Source organism: Pseudomonas sp. PVC-3-1, from assembly GCF_057444315.1.
In genome coordinates this window covers 2,710,301-2,724,665 of the sequence record NZ_CM172023.1, presented here as the reverse complement: position 1 = coordinate 2,724,665, position 14,365 = coordinate 2,710,301, and the positions used below count along the sequence as shown (strand labels likewise).

Genomic DNA, 14,365 nt, shown 5'->3' with positions numbered 1-14,365 from the left:
GGCTGTCTGCGCGGCGGATCGGCTAAACTGCCGCCTTCGTATCCCTGCCCTGCCTTCACATGCCAGACATCAGCAGCGCCCAGATCGACTGGGACGAAAACGGCCAGCCCACGTCCCGCCTCTATGACGACGTGTATTTTTCCCCCGTCTCCGGCATCGAGGAGACGCGGCACGTGTTCATCAACGGCAACCGCCTGACCGAACGCTTCGCCGCGCTGCCCGCTGGCGGGCGCCTGTGTATCGGCGAGACCGGCTTTGGTACCGGGCTGAACTTCCTCTGCGCCTGGCAACTGTTCGAGGCGCAGGCCCCGCTCGACGCACGGCTGCACTTCGTCAGCACCGAGAAGTACCCAGTGGCGCTGGACGACCTGCGCCGCGCCCTCGCCCTCTGGCCGGAACTGGCGCACCTGTCGGCACCGCTGCTGGAGCAGTACGTGGCGATCAACCCCGGCTTCCAGCGCTTCGTCTTCGCCGGGGGCCGCGTGGTCCTGACCCTGCTGGTGGGCGACGTGCTGGAAACCCTGCCCGAGCTGGACGCGCGCATCGATGCCTGGTTCCTCGACGGCTTTTCCCCGGCGAAGAACCCGCAGATGTGGAACGACGCGCTCTATGCCCAACTCGCGCGCCTGTCCGCACCGGGCACGACGTTGGCCACCTTCACCAGCGCCGGATTCGTCCGTCGTGGGCTGGGCGCCGCCGGCTTCAAGATTCGTCGCACCCTGGGCTTCGGCAAGAAATGGGAGATGTCCCAGGGCGAATTCATCGGGACCGAACAGCCCGCCAGCAAACCGTGGTATGCGCGCCCTGCCCGTCACGCCGCTGCGCGAGAGGCGCTGGTGATCGGCGGAGGCATGGCCGGTTGTGCCAGCGCCGCCAGTCTCGCCGCGCGCGGCTGGCAGGTGACACTGATCGAACGCCACGCGGGGCTTGCCGAAGAGGCCTCGGGCAATCCCCAGGGCGTGCTCTATCTCAAGCTGTCCGCCCACGGCACCGCGCTGTCGCGGTTGATCGTCAGCGGTTTCGGCCATACGCGCCGGCTGATCCAGCGTTTGCAGAAGGGCGAGGAATGGTCCGATTGCGGCGTGCTGCAACTGGGTTTCGATGACGCCGAAAGCCAACGCCAGGCCAAACTGGCCGAAGCCTTCCCGGCCACGTTGCTGCGCCTGCTGGACAAGGCCGAAGCCGAATCCATCGCGGGCGTCGGCCTGCCCGCCGGCGGACTGTTCTACCCCGAGGGCGGTTGGGTGCACCCACCGGCGCTGTGCCGGCACCTCGCCCGGCATCCGAACATCCGTGTACTGACTGGCGAGGAAGTCCGCCTGCAGCGCGAAACCGATGGCTGGAGTGCCTGGAACGGTGATGAAAAGCTCGCCAGCGCGCCCATCGCCATCCTCGCCACCGCGGCTGAAGTGCGCCGATTTGCAGGAGCCCAGACGCTGCCGATGAAGCGCATCCGCGGGCAGATCACGCGCATCCCCGTGACCGCCGACAGCGCGGCGCTGAGTACCGTGGTCTGCGCCGAAGGCTATGTCGCCCCGCCGCGTCACGGCGAGCACACCCTGGGCGCCAGTTTCGAATTCAAACGAGACGACACTGAGCCATCATTGGAAGAACACCTGGGCAACCTCGACCTGCTCGCGGAGATATCCACAGACCTGACCGAGCGCCTGCACATCGCCCAACTCGACCCGGCAACCCTCCAGGGCCGCGCTGCCTTCCGCTGCACTACCCCGGACTACCTGCCACTGGTGGGCCCGCTGGCGGATCGCGATTCCTTTGCTCAGGCTTACGCGGTACTCGGCAAGGATGCGCGCCAGGTGCCGGAAACGCCCTGCCCCTGGCTCGACGGCCTGTACCTGAACAGCGCCCACGGCTCACGCGGGCTGGTCACCGCACCGCTGGCCGGCGAACTGCTGGCAGCCTGGATCGACGACGAACCGCTGCCCGTGCCGCGCGCCGTGGCCGAGGCCTGCCACCCGAACCGTTTCTTCCTGCGCGACGTCGTGCGCGGCCAGAAGAACTCCTGATTACCTCACGGTCCATCGACAGGACCGCGACCAGCCTCCAGAGCGGACCACCGACATGGATGCACTGCTGCTTGAATCCTCCGCCATCGGCCTGATCCTCGGGCTGCTGCTGGGCCTGACCGGCGCCGGCGGTTCGCTGGTGGCCCTGCCGCTGCTGCTCAGCCTGCACCTGCCATTGCACGATGCCATCGGCGTCAGCCTCGGCGCCGTCGCCCTCTCCGCCGCCATTGGCGCAGTGCCGCGCGCCCGGCAGGGCCAGGTGGCCTGGAAGCCGCTGTTCTGGCTGGTGATCACCGGCTGGCCGGGCAATGCCATCGGCCAGTGGCTGGGCAAGTTCGTGCCCGACGCCTGGCTGATCATCGGTTTCTGCCTGCTGGTGCTGTGGTCGGCGTGGCGCATGTGGCAAGGCTCCAGCCAGGCACGTGTGTCCGACCTGCCGACGCGCAATGGGCCGCTGCTGGGGGTCGGGCTCGCGGTGGGAATGCTGTCCGGCCTGATGGGTGTGGGCGGCGGCTTCCTGATCGTGCCGGGGCTGCTGTGGTTCACGCCGCTGTCGATGCTGGCGGCAACCGCGACCTCGATGGCGGTGATCGCGCTGGTGTCAGGTGGCGGCTTCCTGCTCTACCTCACCCACGCACAGCCGCCGCTGCCGTTGCTGGCCTGCCTGGCGGCGGGTGGCGCGCTCGGCGTGCTGTTCGGCAATCGCCTGGCCGTGCGCCTGGGCGGCGCGACATTACAGCGCCTGTTCGCGCTGATGCTGGTGGCAGTCAGCCTGTCGCTGGCTGCGCAGAAGCTCATGAGTTGAGCCTCAGAACTCCTCTTCTTCCTCGGTGCCGCTACCCGGCGTCTCGAACAGCTCGGCGGCGCGCAACAGCCCGGCGAGAATGGCGTGCTGTTCCCACTCCGGCAGCCCGGCAAAGCGCTCCAGGGCGTGCTCGGGCAGCAACGCCGGGCCATGCTTGAGCGCCGTGCGGCCGTCTGCGTCCAGGCTCAGCCACTGCTTGCGCCGGTCATCCTCGTCGCGCCGCCGGCTGAGCAAGCCCTTGCTTTCCAGGCGGGTCAGCGCACTGGAGATGGACGACTGCGATAGCGCCACCTGCCGCGCCAACTGACCGGCGGTCATTTCCCCCTCCAATTCCACCACCTGCAGGATCAACAACTGCAGCGGCGTCAGTTCGCCATCGCGGCCCAAGCTCTTGGAGTGCACTTCCGCTGCCTGCTGCAGGCGCCTCAGGGCCTGCAGCATGGAGAGTGCGTGGGCGTTGCTCATCGAAGCCTTGCTGTCGGTCATCTCAGTCCACCTGCTGCTCCGTCATTTTTCCTCAATGAAATCAAATAGAACTCTCGCCGGATCGATGGGTCATCCCCTAAGGCGTCCGTGAGGCGCCACCCACTTCATCCCCAACGGAGATCCGGTAAGGACATGTGCGGAATAGCAGGAGAGTTACGTTTCGATAAACAGGCTGCGGACCTTGCCGCAGTCGAACGCATCACCCATCACCTGGCCCCACGAGGCCCCGATGCCTGGGGCTTCCACAGCGAAGGGCCGGTGGCCCTGGGGCACCGGCGACTGAAGATCATGGACCTGGCCGAAGCCTCCGGTCAGCCGATGATCGACACTGCGCTGGGCCTGTCGCTGGTGTTCAACGGGGCAATCTACAACTACCCCGAACTGCGCGGCGAGCTGGAAGCCCTTGGGTACCGCTTCTTTTCCGGAGGCGATACCGAAGTACTCCTCAAGGGATACCACGCCTGGGGTGAACAACTATTGCCACGCCTCAATGGCATGTTCGCCTTTGCCATCTGGGAACGCGACAAACGGCGCCTGTTCATCGCCCGCGACCGCCTCGGCATCAAGCCGCTGTACCTGTCGCAGACCGGCAAGCGCCTGCGCTTCGCCTCCAGCCTGCCGGCCCTGCTCAAGGGCGGTGACATCAACCCGGCGCTGGATCCGGTGGCGCTCAATCACTACCTGAACTTCCACGCCGTGGTGCCCGCGCCGCGCACCCTGCTGGCGGAGGTGCAGAAGCTGCCACCGGCCACCTGGATGACCATCGACGCCGAAGGCCACGCCGAGCGCCAGCGCTGGTGGACCCTGGACTACGGCCCGCTGCCGGACGAGCGCGAGCTGACCCTGGACGATTGGGAAGACCGCCTGCTGACCAGCCTGCGCGATGCCGTAAGCGTGCGCCAGCGCGCCGCCCGCGAGGTCGGCGTGCTGCTTTCCGGCGGCGTCGACTCCAGTCTGCTGGTCGGTCTGCTGCACGAGGCCGGCGTCGAGGACCTGCTGACCTTCTCCATCGGCTTCGAGGACGCTGGCGGCGAGCGCGGCGATGAATTCCAGTACTCGGACCTGATTGCCAAGCGCTACGGCACCCGCCACCACCAGTTGCGCATCGACGAGAACGAAGTCATCTCGCAACTGCCGGCGGCCTTCCGCGCCATGAGCGAACCGATGGTCAGCCATGACTGCATCGCCTTCTACCTGCTTTCGCGGGAAGTATCGAAACACTGCAAGGTGGTGCAGAGCGGCCAGGGTGCCGACGAGCTCTTCGCCGGCTACCACTGGTACCCGAAAGTGGCCGGCGCGAAGGACCCATTGCAGGCCTATCGCGCCGCCTTCTTCGACCGCACTCACGGCGAGTACCTGGACACCGTGCGCGAAGCCCTGCGGGTAGAAGACGTGGCCAGCGAGTTCGTCCGCGAGCACTTCGCCCAGCCCGGCGCCCAGGACCCGGTGGACAAGGCGCTGCGCCTGGACAGCACCATCATGCTGGTGGACGACCCGGTCAAGCGCGTGGACAACATGACCATGGCCTGGGGCCTGGAGGCCCGCGTGCCGTTCCTCGACTACCGCGTGGCGGAACTGTCGGCACGCATTCCGTCGCGCTTCAAGCTTGGCGACGGCGGCAAGCAGGTGCTCAAGGCGGCCGCGCGCAAGGTCATCCCCAGCGAAGTGATCGACCGGCCCAAGGGTTATTTCCCGGTGCCGGGCCTCAAGCACTTGCAAGGCAATACCCGCGCCTGGGTCAGCGAACTGCTGCTGGACCCGAGCCAGGACCGGGGGCTGTTCGAGACGGCAATGTTCGACCGCCTGCTCAGCGACCCGGCGACCGACCTCACCCCGCTGCGTGGTTCCAAGTTGTGGCAGTTGGCGGCCCTCAACCTCTGGCTGACGGAACAAGGCCTCTAGAGCCCGGCGGCGTCGGGTACGACGCCGCCTTTCCCTTCAGCCCAGGACAGATGCCTTATCAGGGAGCGCAAGATGAAACCCCATTCCAACCTGCCCCATCCGCACAACCAGCGGCTGCTGCGCGGCCAGACCCCGACCTACGAACGGCTGCAGGCGCGCTTTGCCGGTGATCACACAGAGAGCCACGGCCCCCTGATCCTGCAATGCGGCTGGGGGCGCCTGCTGATCGGCCACACCTTCTCCAGCCCCGACAAGCTCGCTGCCGAGTTGCTCAACGAACAGCCCGGCGAACGCGACATCGCCCTCTACGTCGCCGCGCCGCAGCAGGTGTTGGCCCATGCCCCGCAGCAGCTCTTTCTCGATCCGTCCGACGCACTGCGCCTGTGGTTCACCGACTACCGTCCGGCACGCCGGCCCTTCCGTGGCTTCCGCATCCGCCGCGTACACAGCGATGACGACTGGGCGGCGATCAATCGCCTGTACCTCTCGCGTGGCATGCTGCCGGTCGATCCGTCCAACGTCACCCCGCGCCACCAGGGCGGCCCGGCCTACTGGCTCGCCGAAGACGCCGAGACCGGCACGGTGATCGGCACCGTCATGGGCATCAATCACGCCAAGGCCTTCCGCGACCCGGAAGGCGGCTCCAGCCTCTGGTGCCTGGCGGTGGACCCGCAGTCCAGCCGCCCCGGCGTCGGCGAGGCGCTGGTGCGCCACCTGATCGAGCACTTCATGAGTCGCGGCCTGGCGTATCTGGACCTGTCGGTGCTGCACGGCAACCAGCAGGCCAAGTCGCTGTATCGCAAGCTGCGCTTCCGCGAGCTGCCGACCTTTGCGGTGAAGTGCAAGAACGGCATCAACCAGTCGCTGTTCCTCGGTCCCGGCCCGGAGGAAGGCCTCAACCCGTACGCCAAGATCATCGTCGACGAATCCCATCGGCGTGGCATCGAGGTGCAGGTACAGGACGCCGACGCCGGCCTCTTCACCCTCACCCAGGGCGGCCGGCGCATCCGCTGCCGGGAGTCGCTGTGCGACCTCACCAGCGCGGTGAGCATGAGCCTGTGCCAGGACAAGACCCTCACCCACCGCGCCCTCGAACGGGCCGGCCTGCGTCAACCGCAGCAGCGCCTGGCGGGCAGCGCGGAGGACAACGCCGCCTTCCTCGCTGAACACCGCGCGCTGGTGGTCAAGCCAGTGGACGGCGAACAGGGCCAGGGCGTCGCCGTGGACCTGCGCACGCCGGAGGAGGTGGAGAACGCGATCGTCCACGCGCAGCAGTTCGACACCCGCGTCATTCTCGAGAGCTACCATCCCGGCCAGGACCTGCGCATCGTGGTGATCGGCTACGAAGTGGTGGCCGCCGCCATTCGCCGGCCTGCCGAGGTGATCGGCGATGGCCGGCACAGCATCCGCAAGCTGATCGAGGCCCAGAGCCGTCGACGCCAGGCCGCTACCGACGGCGAGAGCCGCATTCCGCTGGATGGCGAGACCGAACGCACGCTGAGCGCAGCCGGCTTCGGTTACGACGACGTGCTGCCCAGTGGCCAGCGCCTGGCCGTACGCCGCACCGCGAACCTGCACACCGGCGGCACCCTGGAAGACGTCACCGAGCGCCTGCACCCGGCGCTGGCCGACGCTGCCATCCGAGCAGCGCGGGCGCTGGAGATTCCGGTCACCGGCCTCGACTTGCTGGTCACCGAGGCCGACCAGGCGGACTACGTGATCATCGAAGCCAACGAGCGGCCGGGCCTGGCCAATCACGAGCCGCAGCCTGTCGCCGAGCGCTTCGTCGACCTGCTCTTCCCGCTCAGCCGCGAATTGCTGCACCGCGATAATCGTGACCAGCCACACCCCAACGTGGAGGCCCCGGCATGACCCAACTGCCACAACCCGACCTGAATTATCTGCAACGCGTGTTGCTGGAAATGCTCGCCATCCCCAGCCCCACCGGTTTCACCGATACCATCGTGCGCTACGTTGCGGAGCGGCTGGAAGAAATCGGCGTGCCGTTCGAGATGACCCGCCGCGGGACCATCCGCGCGACCCTCCTGGGCCGGCGCAAGAGCCCGGACCGCGCGGTCTCGGCGCACCTGGACACCATTGGCGCGATCGTCCGCGAGATCAAGCCCAATGGCCGTCTGGCACTGGCGCCGGTGGGCTGCTGGTCGAGCCGTTTCGCCGAGGGCAGCCGAGTCACGGTGTTCTGCGAGAACGGCGTGTTCCGCGGCAGCGTGCTGCCATTGATGGCATCCGGGCACGCCTTCAACACTGCGGTGGATACCCTGCCGATCAGTTGGGACCACGTCGAGTTGCGCCTGGACACCTACACCGCCAGCCGCGCCGACAGCGAATCCATCGGCGTGGCCATCGGCGATTTCGTCGCCTTCGACCCTCTGCCGGAGTTCACCGAGAGCGGCCACATCAGCGCCCGCCATCTGGATGACAAGGCCGGCGTCGCTGCGCTGCTGGCTTCGCTCAAGGCTATCGTCGAAGCCGGCCAGGTGCCGCCCATCGACTGCCATCCGCTGTTTACCATCACCGAGGAGATCGGCTCGGGCGCGGCCGGCGCACTGCCCTGGGACGTGAGCGAATTCGTTGGTATCGACATCGCCCCAGTGGCCGAGGGACAGAACTCCAGCGAGCATGCGGTGAGCGTGGCGTTGCAGGACTCCGGCGGGCCTTACGATTTCCATCTTTCGCGCCACCTGCTGCGCCTGGCCGAACGCCACGAGGTTGCCGTGCGGCGGGACCTGTTCCGCTACTACCACAGCGATGCGCAGTCAGCGATCACCGCCGGCCATGACATCCGCACCGCCCTGCTGGCCTTCGGTTGCGACGCCACCCACGGCTATGAGCGCACCCATATCGACAGCCTGGCCGCCCTGGCCAAACTGCTGACCGCCTACATGCTCAGCCCGCCAGTGTTCGACAGCGATGCTGAGCCCAGCGAAGGTGCGCTGGAGCGCTTCAGCAAACAGTTGGAGCATCCCGTGCACATGGAAAGCACCACCCATGTGCCGCCAGTGGACGACCTGATCGACAGTGGCGACGGAGCTGACAAGGGCAAGGACGCCGACAAGCGCAAGAAGTGAAGCTGCACTCAGCGCAGCGCGGGACTACAATCCCGCGCTGCGATTTCGAGTACGATTCACGAGTAGCCAGCCATGCTGATTCCCTTCGAGCTCATCGAAGCCGACACCCTCAACAACCTGCTGGAAGATTTCGTCACCCGCGAAGGCACCGACAACGGCGATGACACGCCGCTGGACGTACGCGTGGAGCGCGCGCGCCATGCGCTCAAGCGCGGCGAAGCGGTGATCGTCTTCGATCCGGAAAGCCAGCAGTGCCAACTGATGCTGAAAAGCGAAGTGCCCAAAGAGTGGCTGGAGGACTGAGTGACGGCTTTTCGTAGGAGCGAGCTTGCTCGCGAACTCTGCGCCAGTCGATTGCTCCCGCATCGCCTGGTAATCCGGTTCGCGAGCTAGCTCGCTCCTACAGATTGCGGCGCAACGCCGATGCCAAGCGGATCAGTAGAGCAGAAGGCATAACGCCACAGGCGTTATCCGCCGAACTCGACCCACCGGCGAAACATCAAGGCGCGAGCCTGGGCCCCAGCAGCACCACGCTGGCGCCAATCACGCAGAGTGCCACGCCGACCCAGTCGCTCCACAGCGGGCGACTCTTCTCGACGAAGGCCAGCCAGAACAGCGACGCAGCGACGTAGATACCGCCGTACGCAGCATAGGCGCGCCCGGCATAGTTCGCCTCGACGCGGGTGAGCAGCAGGGCGAAGACCGTCAGGCTGAGCAGGCCGGGAATGATCCACAGGGCGCTCTTGTCCAGCCGCAGCCAGAGGTAAAAGGCGTAGCAGCCGGCGATCTCGCAGAACGCGGCGAGGACGAACCAGAGGTAATTGATCATGGGGTTCTTTCCGTAACGGGCAGTGCGCTGGTCAGCCGCGCAGGCCGCCCTCGCGTTCCCAGGCGCAGCGCACTTTCAGTTCGCCTTCGCGCGGGCTGTGGAAGCCGTTCTCGGATTCCCAGCGGAAGGTATGGCTGCCGTTGACTTCAGTTTCCAGGTGCACCACCGCGCTGGCCCAGTACAGACGGCGCAGCAGGGCTTCGAACTGTTCGACCCAGAGTTTCCACTCGTACTCGATGGTCTGGTAGCTGGCGCCGAAATGGATCACCTGCGACTGGTACAGGCCCGCGCCTTCGGTCTCGCAGCGGCTGAACATCTCGCGGCCAAGGAACGGCCAGGCCTCGCCCATGGGCAGACTGTCGAGCACCTTGCGGTTGGCGGCGCGGCGCAGGCGGCGCTCCATCGAGTCGCCGGGCCAGTCGCGGATGCAACCATAGACGATGGATTCAGAGTGCAAGCGGGTTCTTCCTTCAATGGCACCGGAGCCTTCTAACACAGGCCTGACGATGCGCAAAGCACGAATCCCAAGCGTTGGGCGGTAGCCCGAAAAAGCAAAAGCCCCGCGAAATAAGCGGGGCTTTCACCGGGGTCCAACGTACATCAGCCAGGCAGGCCGGTGACTAAAACTAACCCTTTGCACCGGCCTGGGCAAGCCCTGTCTTTCAGTGCACTGAAAGGGGGCAAATTCCTGGTTCAGAACCTGCTTTACGATCTTGCGAGCCAGAAGAGCGGAACAAGGCGAGGGCAGCTGAGAAAGCGGAGTGGACACGCAGTCCATGAACATTTCTCAGCGGCACTCAACGCCGTTATGCCGACGCGCAGCAGATCGTAATCAGGTTCTCAGGTCAGGCTGCGGCGCTTGGCCTGCATCTTCTCCGCCATCTTCGCCATCTCGTCGTAGATCGCCTGCGGGTTCTGCTGCTTGATCTGCCAGGCCATGCGGCCCTGCTCGTGGGGCAGAATCATGAAGACGTCGCGGGCCACTTCCTGGTGGATGTAGTCGGCAATGTCGGCGGCGCTGATCGGCGAGCTTTCCAGCAGTTTCCCGACCTGGGTCTTCATTTCCGGGCTCGGGCCGCGGAAGGAGTCCAGCAGGTTGGTCTGGAAGAACGACGGGCAGACCACGTGGACCTTCACGTCCACCAGGCTGAGGTCGGCCAGCAGGCTTTCCGACAGCGCTACCACGCCGGCCTTGGCCACGTTGTAGTTGCTCATCGCCGGGCCCTGCATCAGAGCGGCCATGGAGGCGATGTTGATGATGCGCCCTTTGCTCTTTTCCAGTAGCGGCAGGAAGGCCTTGCAGCCCTTGACCACGCCCATCAGGTTGATCGAGATCTGCCAGTCCCAGTCTTCCAGCGACAGTTCGCTGAAGAAACCGCCGGAAGCGACGCCGGCGTTGTTGACGATGATGTCGATGCCGCCGAATTTCTCTTCGCAGGACTGCGCCAGTTGGGTCAGCTGACTGTAGTCGCGCACGTCGCAGCGCTGGGTGAAGCCGTCACCGCCGGCCTCGCGCACCAGCTTCAGAGTTTCCTGCAGGCCTGCTTCGTTGACATCGGCCAGCGCCAGCTTCCAGCCCTCGCGGGCCCAGCGCAGGGCGATTTCGCGTCCGAGGCCGGAACCGGCGCCGGTGATCATGATGCGATTTTGCATAGGGGAGGTCTGCCTTTTCTTGTCTTGTTCGGGACGGAGGATCGACAACGCTTTGTCGACGACTGTGGCCCGAAGTGTAACCAAGGCTTTCCGCTTCCAGCGGCGAAATCAGGGCGCTGAATGCCCCTGGCAAACCGCCGGCGCACTAGCGCTTCGCGGGCTGCGCGCTCAGGCCTGGAGGAGCACGCAGAGCTTGCCCAGCACCAGGGCGATACCGGCGGAGACGAGCAGATGAGCAGCGCAGTTGATGCGTTCGCGTTTGAACTGGGCGAAGCCGCTGATGCGGTAGCGCAGCATGAAGATGCCCAGCGCAACGGGAAGGGCCGGGCCGAGGAAGGCGAACTGCCAATAGCGGTCAGAGTTGACCACCGGGTCCAGGGTCATGGCTTCGGCCAGCGGCGGCAGGCCCAGCCCGCACTGGACGAGCAACCACACCACGCCCAGCACAACCAGTACAACGCCCAGCATCCCCAAGACTCCCTGATGGCAAAGGCCCAGTATGTTATTACAGGCATCTGCGACGGGGTGTGCGACGAATCACCCTGTGGCGTATCGGCGCTGTGACGAAGAGGGGCATCGCCGGAGCGAGCGTCGAACACTTACCGACAGAGACCCCTGCTCGGCGGAGCAGCGCCTGTAGGAGCGAGCTTGCTCGCGAACCCACCCAACGCCGGAGCCGTCGAGGAATCTGCTCGCGAGCAAGCTCGCTCCTACAAGATCCAGAGCCGCTCTGCGGGCCCTGGCTGGGCAGCGGAAACGCCGAAGGCACGAACTCGCAGAAGAAGACAGTCGCTCCTACGCAGGCCGAATGCCTGGAGCTTGCGCAGGAGCGAGCTCATCCGCGATGGCCCTGACGCAACTTGCGTCAGATCCGCCCGAGCAACAACAACACCAGCAGCACGACCAGCACCACACCGATGATGCCGGAGGGGCCGTAACCCCAGTTGCGCGAGTGGGGGAAGACCGGCAGGCCGCCGATCAGCATCAAGATCAGGATGATCAACAGGATGGTCCCGAGTCCCATATCGTCTCTCCTCTTTCAGTCGACGAGGGGCGATGGCTCGCGGTAGTGCGATGGGCCAGCGCTTGTAAATTCCGACCGGGCCCGCGCATGGAAGATTCAAAGAATCTGCACGCGCCTGTAATCAGCTGAGGTCGCGGGGCAGCGAGCCCTTGCGCAAACGCAGAAACATCAGCGCGGCAGTGCGTGCGTCGCCGATGGCGGTGTGGCGGCCTTCAATGGGGATTTCCAGGTTGCGCGCCAGGGTGTCGAAGCGCAGGTCCAGGTGCAGGTCGGGGAAGCGCCGGCTCATCTTTCGATGGTAGATCTCCGAGACTTCCACGCGGGGGTTGTCCAGCCGCGCTCCCAACTGCTCGCGCAAATGCCGGCGCAGCACGGCAACGTCGAACGACAGGTAGTAGCCCAACAGCGGACGATCCGCGATGAATGCCTGCACCTGGCGCAGCGCCTCCGCCAACGGCAGTTGGCCTTCCAGATCAGCACGGCGCAGCTTGTGGATGCGGATGGATTCGCCGTCCAGCGACGGCGGCGGTTCCACCAGCAGCTCCAGGCGCTCGCCGAGGATCAGCTTGCCGCGCCGGATCACCACCGCGCCGATGCTGAGGATATCGGCCTTGCGCGGGTCGAGGCTGGTAGTTTCCAGGTCCAGCGAGACCAACTCTTCCGCTTCCGCCGGATCGTGTCGCCACCAGTAGAGGCGGCGACGCCAGGCAGACCAGTGCTGATCGGGAGCAACGACGCAGGCGTTCATCGGGTCTCCAGGTGGAATTGGCGGGTCAGGCTCTGCTTGAACTTCTTCACCGTGTGCAGCCCGAAGCGCAGCAGATCGCGCTCGTGGCGGCTCAGGCGCGACACGTCGAGACCCTGCACGCGGCCGTCACGCTGGCCGTCCAACTGCTGGCGCAGTCGCAGTTGGAGGAACAGCTCGAAGGATTCGACCAGGTTGTCGACCAGCGACTCATCCAGCACGCCGAGCGCCTTCAGGGCGGCGAGGCGGCCGAGGGTGCCACGCTCCTCCAGCCCTTCACGCACGGCCAGCACGCGGGCGCCGTGGACGATAGGGAAGAGGCCACCGCGCTTCACATCCAGGTGCGCGTCATGGGTCTTCAGTTGGCCGAGGAAGGTCAGCGGCGTGTCGAATTGCAGCGCCGGCAGGGCGAGATCGCTCATCCAGCGACTGCTGTCACCTGCCAGCCCTGCGAGACATTCGCGCAGGCCGTCGAACAGGTGACGGCTGCCCGCCACCGGCCAGGCATCAGCGAGTATCGACAGGCGCATCAGTTGCTCCGGCCGGCCCAGCAAGGGCAGCTCGCGCAATTCGCGCTGCCACTCCGACAACGGCTTGCACCATTCCGGCCGGCTGGCCATTACGCCACCAGGGCATGGCGGGTAGCCGAACTCCAGCAGCGCGGCTGAGAAGCGTTGCATCAGCAAAAGGCCTTGCTCCACCGGCAGGCCGTCGTCGAGGATCAGGGCGTTGTCCTGATCGGTTTTCAGCAATTGTTCCGCGCGGCCTTCGCTGCCCATTACCAGCAGGCAGCAGCGGCCGCGCAATACCGGCGGCACCTGCAGTTCGAACAGGCGCTCGAGCAACTGCTCATTGAGTGCGCTGACCAGTTGCATGATGAAGCGCAGGCGAATGCCATTGCCCGCCAGGGTCGCGATCAGGGTGTGCAGCGTCTCTGCCGCCGCGCGCAGTTCCGCCTCGCTTTCGGCGCGGGCGATACGCAGCGCCAGCACATGGGAATGAGTGGAGAACAGACTGAGCACCTGGGTCAGGTGCAGCAGGCCGACTACCCTGCCCTCCTCGCACACCGCCACGCGCTCGATGCGCTGTCGGGTCATGAGGATCATCGCGTCGAAGAGAAAGTCGCCCAACTCGACGTGGCTCAGCGGGCGGTGCGCCAGCGGGCCGATGGGTTGCGCCTCGCTGAAGCCATCGCGGAAGTGCGCGGTCATCAGGTCGGTGCGCGTGACGATACCCAGGGCGCCGTCCTCGCGTACCAGCAAGGCGTCCGCGCCACGGCTGAGTTGCAGGCGGGCAGCGTCGCCCAGCGGCAGCGTGGGTTCCACCTCGATCGCTGGCAACAAATGTTCGGCGGCGATGCGGGTGAGGATGAATTCGGCCAGGTTCTGCCCGTCGCGGCGTTCCAATTGGCGCTTGCTGGCGAGGTCCGCGCGGAAAAAGCGGGCGAACTGCGGGTTGTCGGCGCAGAGCTGGTGGAACACCGCCGCTGGCAGTTCGTAGACGATGCTCTCTTCCACCGCCTGGTAGCGGTGCTTGCTACTGCCGGAGAACAGCCCGCGCACGTCAAACAGGTCTTCGGCGCCGTAGTGGGCGAACAGCTTGCCGTCCTCGCCACGCTCTTCGATCACGCCCTTCATCAGCACGAACAGGCAGGGCACCGGCGCGCCGGCTTCGAGCAGCACTTCGTCGACCGTGTAATAGCCCACACTCAGCGCGTCGCGCAGCTGTTCGCGCTCCAGCGGGCGAAGCTGGTCGAAGGGTGGCGAGGCGAAGTTGAAATCGTCGGACATCCGTTATCCATCCCT

General features: G+C 65.9%; 14 protein-coding genes. 6 read left to right on the top strand and 8 right to left on the bottom strand.

What is annotated here, in order from left to right; all coding sequences use genetic code 11:
- Window positions 1–59 precede the first annotated feature (59 nt).
- A complete protein-coding gene (gene mnmC, locus AC2T4A_RS12830) occupies window positions 60–2,027 on the top strand; it encodes a bifunctional tRNA (5-methylaminomethyl-2-thiouridine)(34)-methyltransferase MnmC2/FAD-dependent 5-carboxymethylaminomethyl-2-thiouridine(34) oxidoreductase MnmC1 (protein WP_478379353.1) in 1,968 nt (655 codons plus the stop codon).
- 55 nt (window positions 2,028–2,082) lie between these two features.
- Window positions 2,083–2,832 carry a sulfite exporter TauE/SafE family protein gene (locus tag AC2T4A_RS12825; protein WP_416745297.1) on the top strand — a complete coding sequence of 250 codons (750 nt, stop codon included), beginning with the start codon at window positions 2,083–2,085 and terminating at the stop codon, window positions 2,830–2,832.
- Between the two features lie 3 nt (window positions 2,833–2,835).
- On the opposite strand, the gene AC2T4A_RS12820 is transcribed toward AC2T4A_RS12825, so the two are convergent.
- Window positions 2,836–3,318: a MarR family winged helix-turn-helix transcriptional regulator gene (locus AC2T4A_RS12820; RefSeq protein ID WP_416745299.1), complete on the bottom strand. Its 483-nt coding sequence runs from the start codon at window positions 3,316–3,318 to the stop codon at window positions 2,836–2,838.
- A 132-nt stretch (window positions 3,319–3,450) separates the two neighbouring features.
- On the opposite strand from AC2T4A_RS12820, the gene AC2T4A_RS12815 reads away from it, so the two are divergent.
- From AC2T4A_RS12815 to AC2T4A_RS12800, 4 genes are all read left to right on the top strand, one after another.
- Window positions 3,451–5,220: an N-acetylglutaminylglutamine amidotransferase gene (locus AC2T4A_RS12815; RefSeq protein WP_478379352.1), complete on the top strand. Its 1,770-nt coding sequence runs from the start codon at window positions 3,451–3,453 to the stop codon at window positions 5,218–5,220.
- 72 nt (window positions 5,221–5,292) lie between these two features.
- Window positions 5,293–7,092 (top strand): N-acetylglutaminylglutamine synthetase, encoded by a 1,800-nt coding sequence (gene ngg / locus AC2T4A_RS12810; protein WP_478379351.1) that lies wholly within the window; start codon window positions 5,293–5,295, stop codon window positions 7,090–7,092.
- A complete protein-coding gene (locus AC2T4A_RS12805) occupies window positions 7,089–8,309 on the top strand; it encodes an osmoprotectant NAGGN system M42 family peptidase (protein ID WP_486743440.1) in 1,221 nt (406 codons plus the stop codon). The genes ngg and AC2T4A_RS12805 overlap by 4 nt, the downstream gene beginning before the upstream one ends.
- A gap of 72 nt (window positions 8,310–8,381) precedes the next feature.
- Window positions 8,382–8,612 (top strand): YheU family protein, encoded by a 231-nt coding sequence (locus tag AC2T4A_RS12800; protein ID WP_081520251.1) that lies wholly within the window; start codon window positions 8,382–8,384, stop codon window positions 8,610–8,612.
- A gap of 196 nt (window positions 8,613–8,808) precedes the next feature.
- Here the strand turns inward: AC2T4A_RS12800 and AC2T4A_RS12795 are convergent, their stop codons facing one another.
- From AC2T4A_RS12795 to AC2T4A_RS12765, 7 genes are all read right to left on the bottom strand, one after another.
- Window positions 8,809–9,138 (bottom strand): YnfA family protein, encoded by a 330-nt coding sequence (locus tag AC2T4A_RS12795; RefSeq protein WP_138215220.1) that lies wholly within the window; start codon window positions 9,136–9,138, stop codon window positions 8,809–8,811.
- 31 nt (window positions 9,139–9,169) lie between these two features.
- Entirely contained in the window at window positions 9,170–9,595 is a 426-nt protein-coding gene (locus AC2T4A_RS12790; RefSeq protein WP_017522014.1) for a hypothetical protein, read from the bottom strand.
- Window positions 9,596–9,978: 383 nt separating this feature from the next.
- Window positions 9,979–10,791, bottom strand: coding sequence for an SDR family oxidoreductase (locus AC2T4A_RS12785; RefSeq protein WP_416745308.1), 813 nt, complete (start codon window positions 10,789–10,791; stop codon window positions 9,979–9,981).
- Between the two features lie 168 nt (window positions 10,792–10,959).
- Window positions 10,960–11,259, bottom strand: a complete 300-nt coding sequence (locus AC2T4A_RS12780; protein ID WP_478379350.1) for a hypothetical protein — start codon at window positions 11,257–11,259, stop codon at window positions 10,960–10,962.
- Window positions 11,260–11,656: 397 nt separating this feature from the next.
- On the bottom strand, window positions 11,657–11,815 hold the full coding sequence (locus AC2T4A_RS12775; protein ID WP_416745312.1) for a DUF3309 family protein: 159 nt from the start codon (window positions 11,813–11,815) through the stop codon (window positions 11,657–11,659).
- A gap of 121 nt (window positions 11,816–11,936) precedes the next feature.
- The gene (locus tag AC2T4A_RS12770; RefSeq protein ID WP_416745314.1) at window positions 11,937–12,563 is read right to left on the bottom strand and encodes a 3'-5' exonuclease; all 627 of its coding nucleotides are present in this window, start codon (window positions 12,561–12,563) and stop codon (window positions 11,937–11,939) included.
- Window positions 12,560–14,350: a DUF294 nucleotidyltransferase-like domain-containing protein gene (locus AC2T4A_RS12765; protein WP_486743439.1), complete on the bottom strand. Its 1,791-nt coding sequence runs from the start codon at window positions 14,348–14,350 to the stop codon at window positions 12,560–12,562. Before AC2T4A_RS12765 ends, AC2T4A_RS12770 begins: the two co-directional genes overlap by 4 nt.
- Window positions 14,351–14,365 lie beyond the last annotated feature (15 nt).

Coding starts and splice junctions, on each gene's coding strand:
- AC2T4A_RS12815 (WP_478379352.1), top strand. CDS start 3,451: ATGTGCGGAATAGCAGGAGAGTTACGTTTCGATAAACAGGCTGCGGAC.
- AC2T4A_RS12765 (WP_486743439.1), bottom strand. CDS start 14,350: ATGTCCGACGATTTCAACTTCGCCTCGCCACCCTTCGACCAGCTTCGC.
- mnmC (WP_478379353.1), top strand. CDS start 60: ATGCCAGACATCAGCAGCGCCCAGATCGACTGGGACGAAAACGGCCAG.
- AC2T4A_RS12785 (WP_416745308.1), bottom strand. CDS start 10,791: ATGCAAAATCGCATCATGATCACCGGCGCCGGTTCCGGCCTCGGACGC.
- AC2T4A_RS12800 (WP_081520251.1), top strand. CDS start 8,382: ATGCTGATTCCCTTCGAGCTCATCGAAGCCGACACCCTCAACAACCTG.
- AC2T4A_RS12820 (WP_416745299.1), bottom strand. CDS start 3,318: ATGACCGACAGCAAGGCTTCGATGAGCAACGCCCACGCACTCTCCATG.
- AC2T4A_RS12825 (WP_416745297.1), top strand. CDS start 2,083: ATGGATGCACTGCTGCTTGAATCCTCCGCCATCGGCCTGATCCTCGGG.
- ngg (WP_478379351.1), top strand. CDS start 5,293: ATGAAACCCCATTCCAACCTGCCCCATCCGCACAACCAGCGGCTGCTG.
- AC2T4A_RS12780 (WP_478379350.1), bottom strand. CDS start 11,259: ATGCTGGGCGTTGTACTGGTTGTGCTGGGCGTGGTGTGGTTGCTCGTC.
- AC2T4A_RS12775 (WP_416745312.1), bottom strand. CDS start 11,815: ATGGGACTCGGGACCATCCTGTTGATCATCCTGATCTTGATGCTGATC.
- AC2T4A_RS12805 (WP_486743440.1), top strand. CDS start 7,089: ATGACCCAACTGCCACAACCCGACCTGAATTATCTGCAACGCGTGTTG.
- AC2T4A_RS12795 (WP_138215220.1), bottom strand. CDS start 9,138: ATGATCAATTACCTCTGGTTCGTCCTCGCCGCGTTCTGCGAGATCGCC.
- AC2T4A_RS12770 (WP_416745314.1), bottom strand. CDS start 12,563: ATGAACGCCTGCGTCGTTGCTCCCGATCAGCACTGGTCTGCCTGGCGT.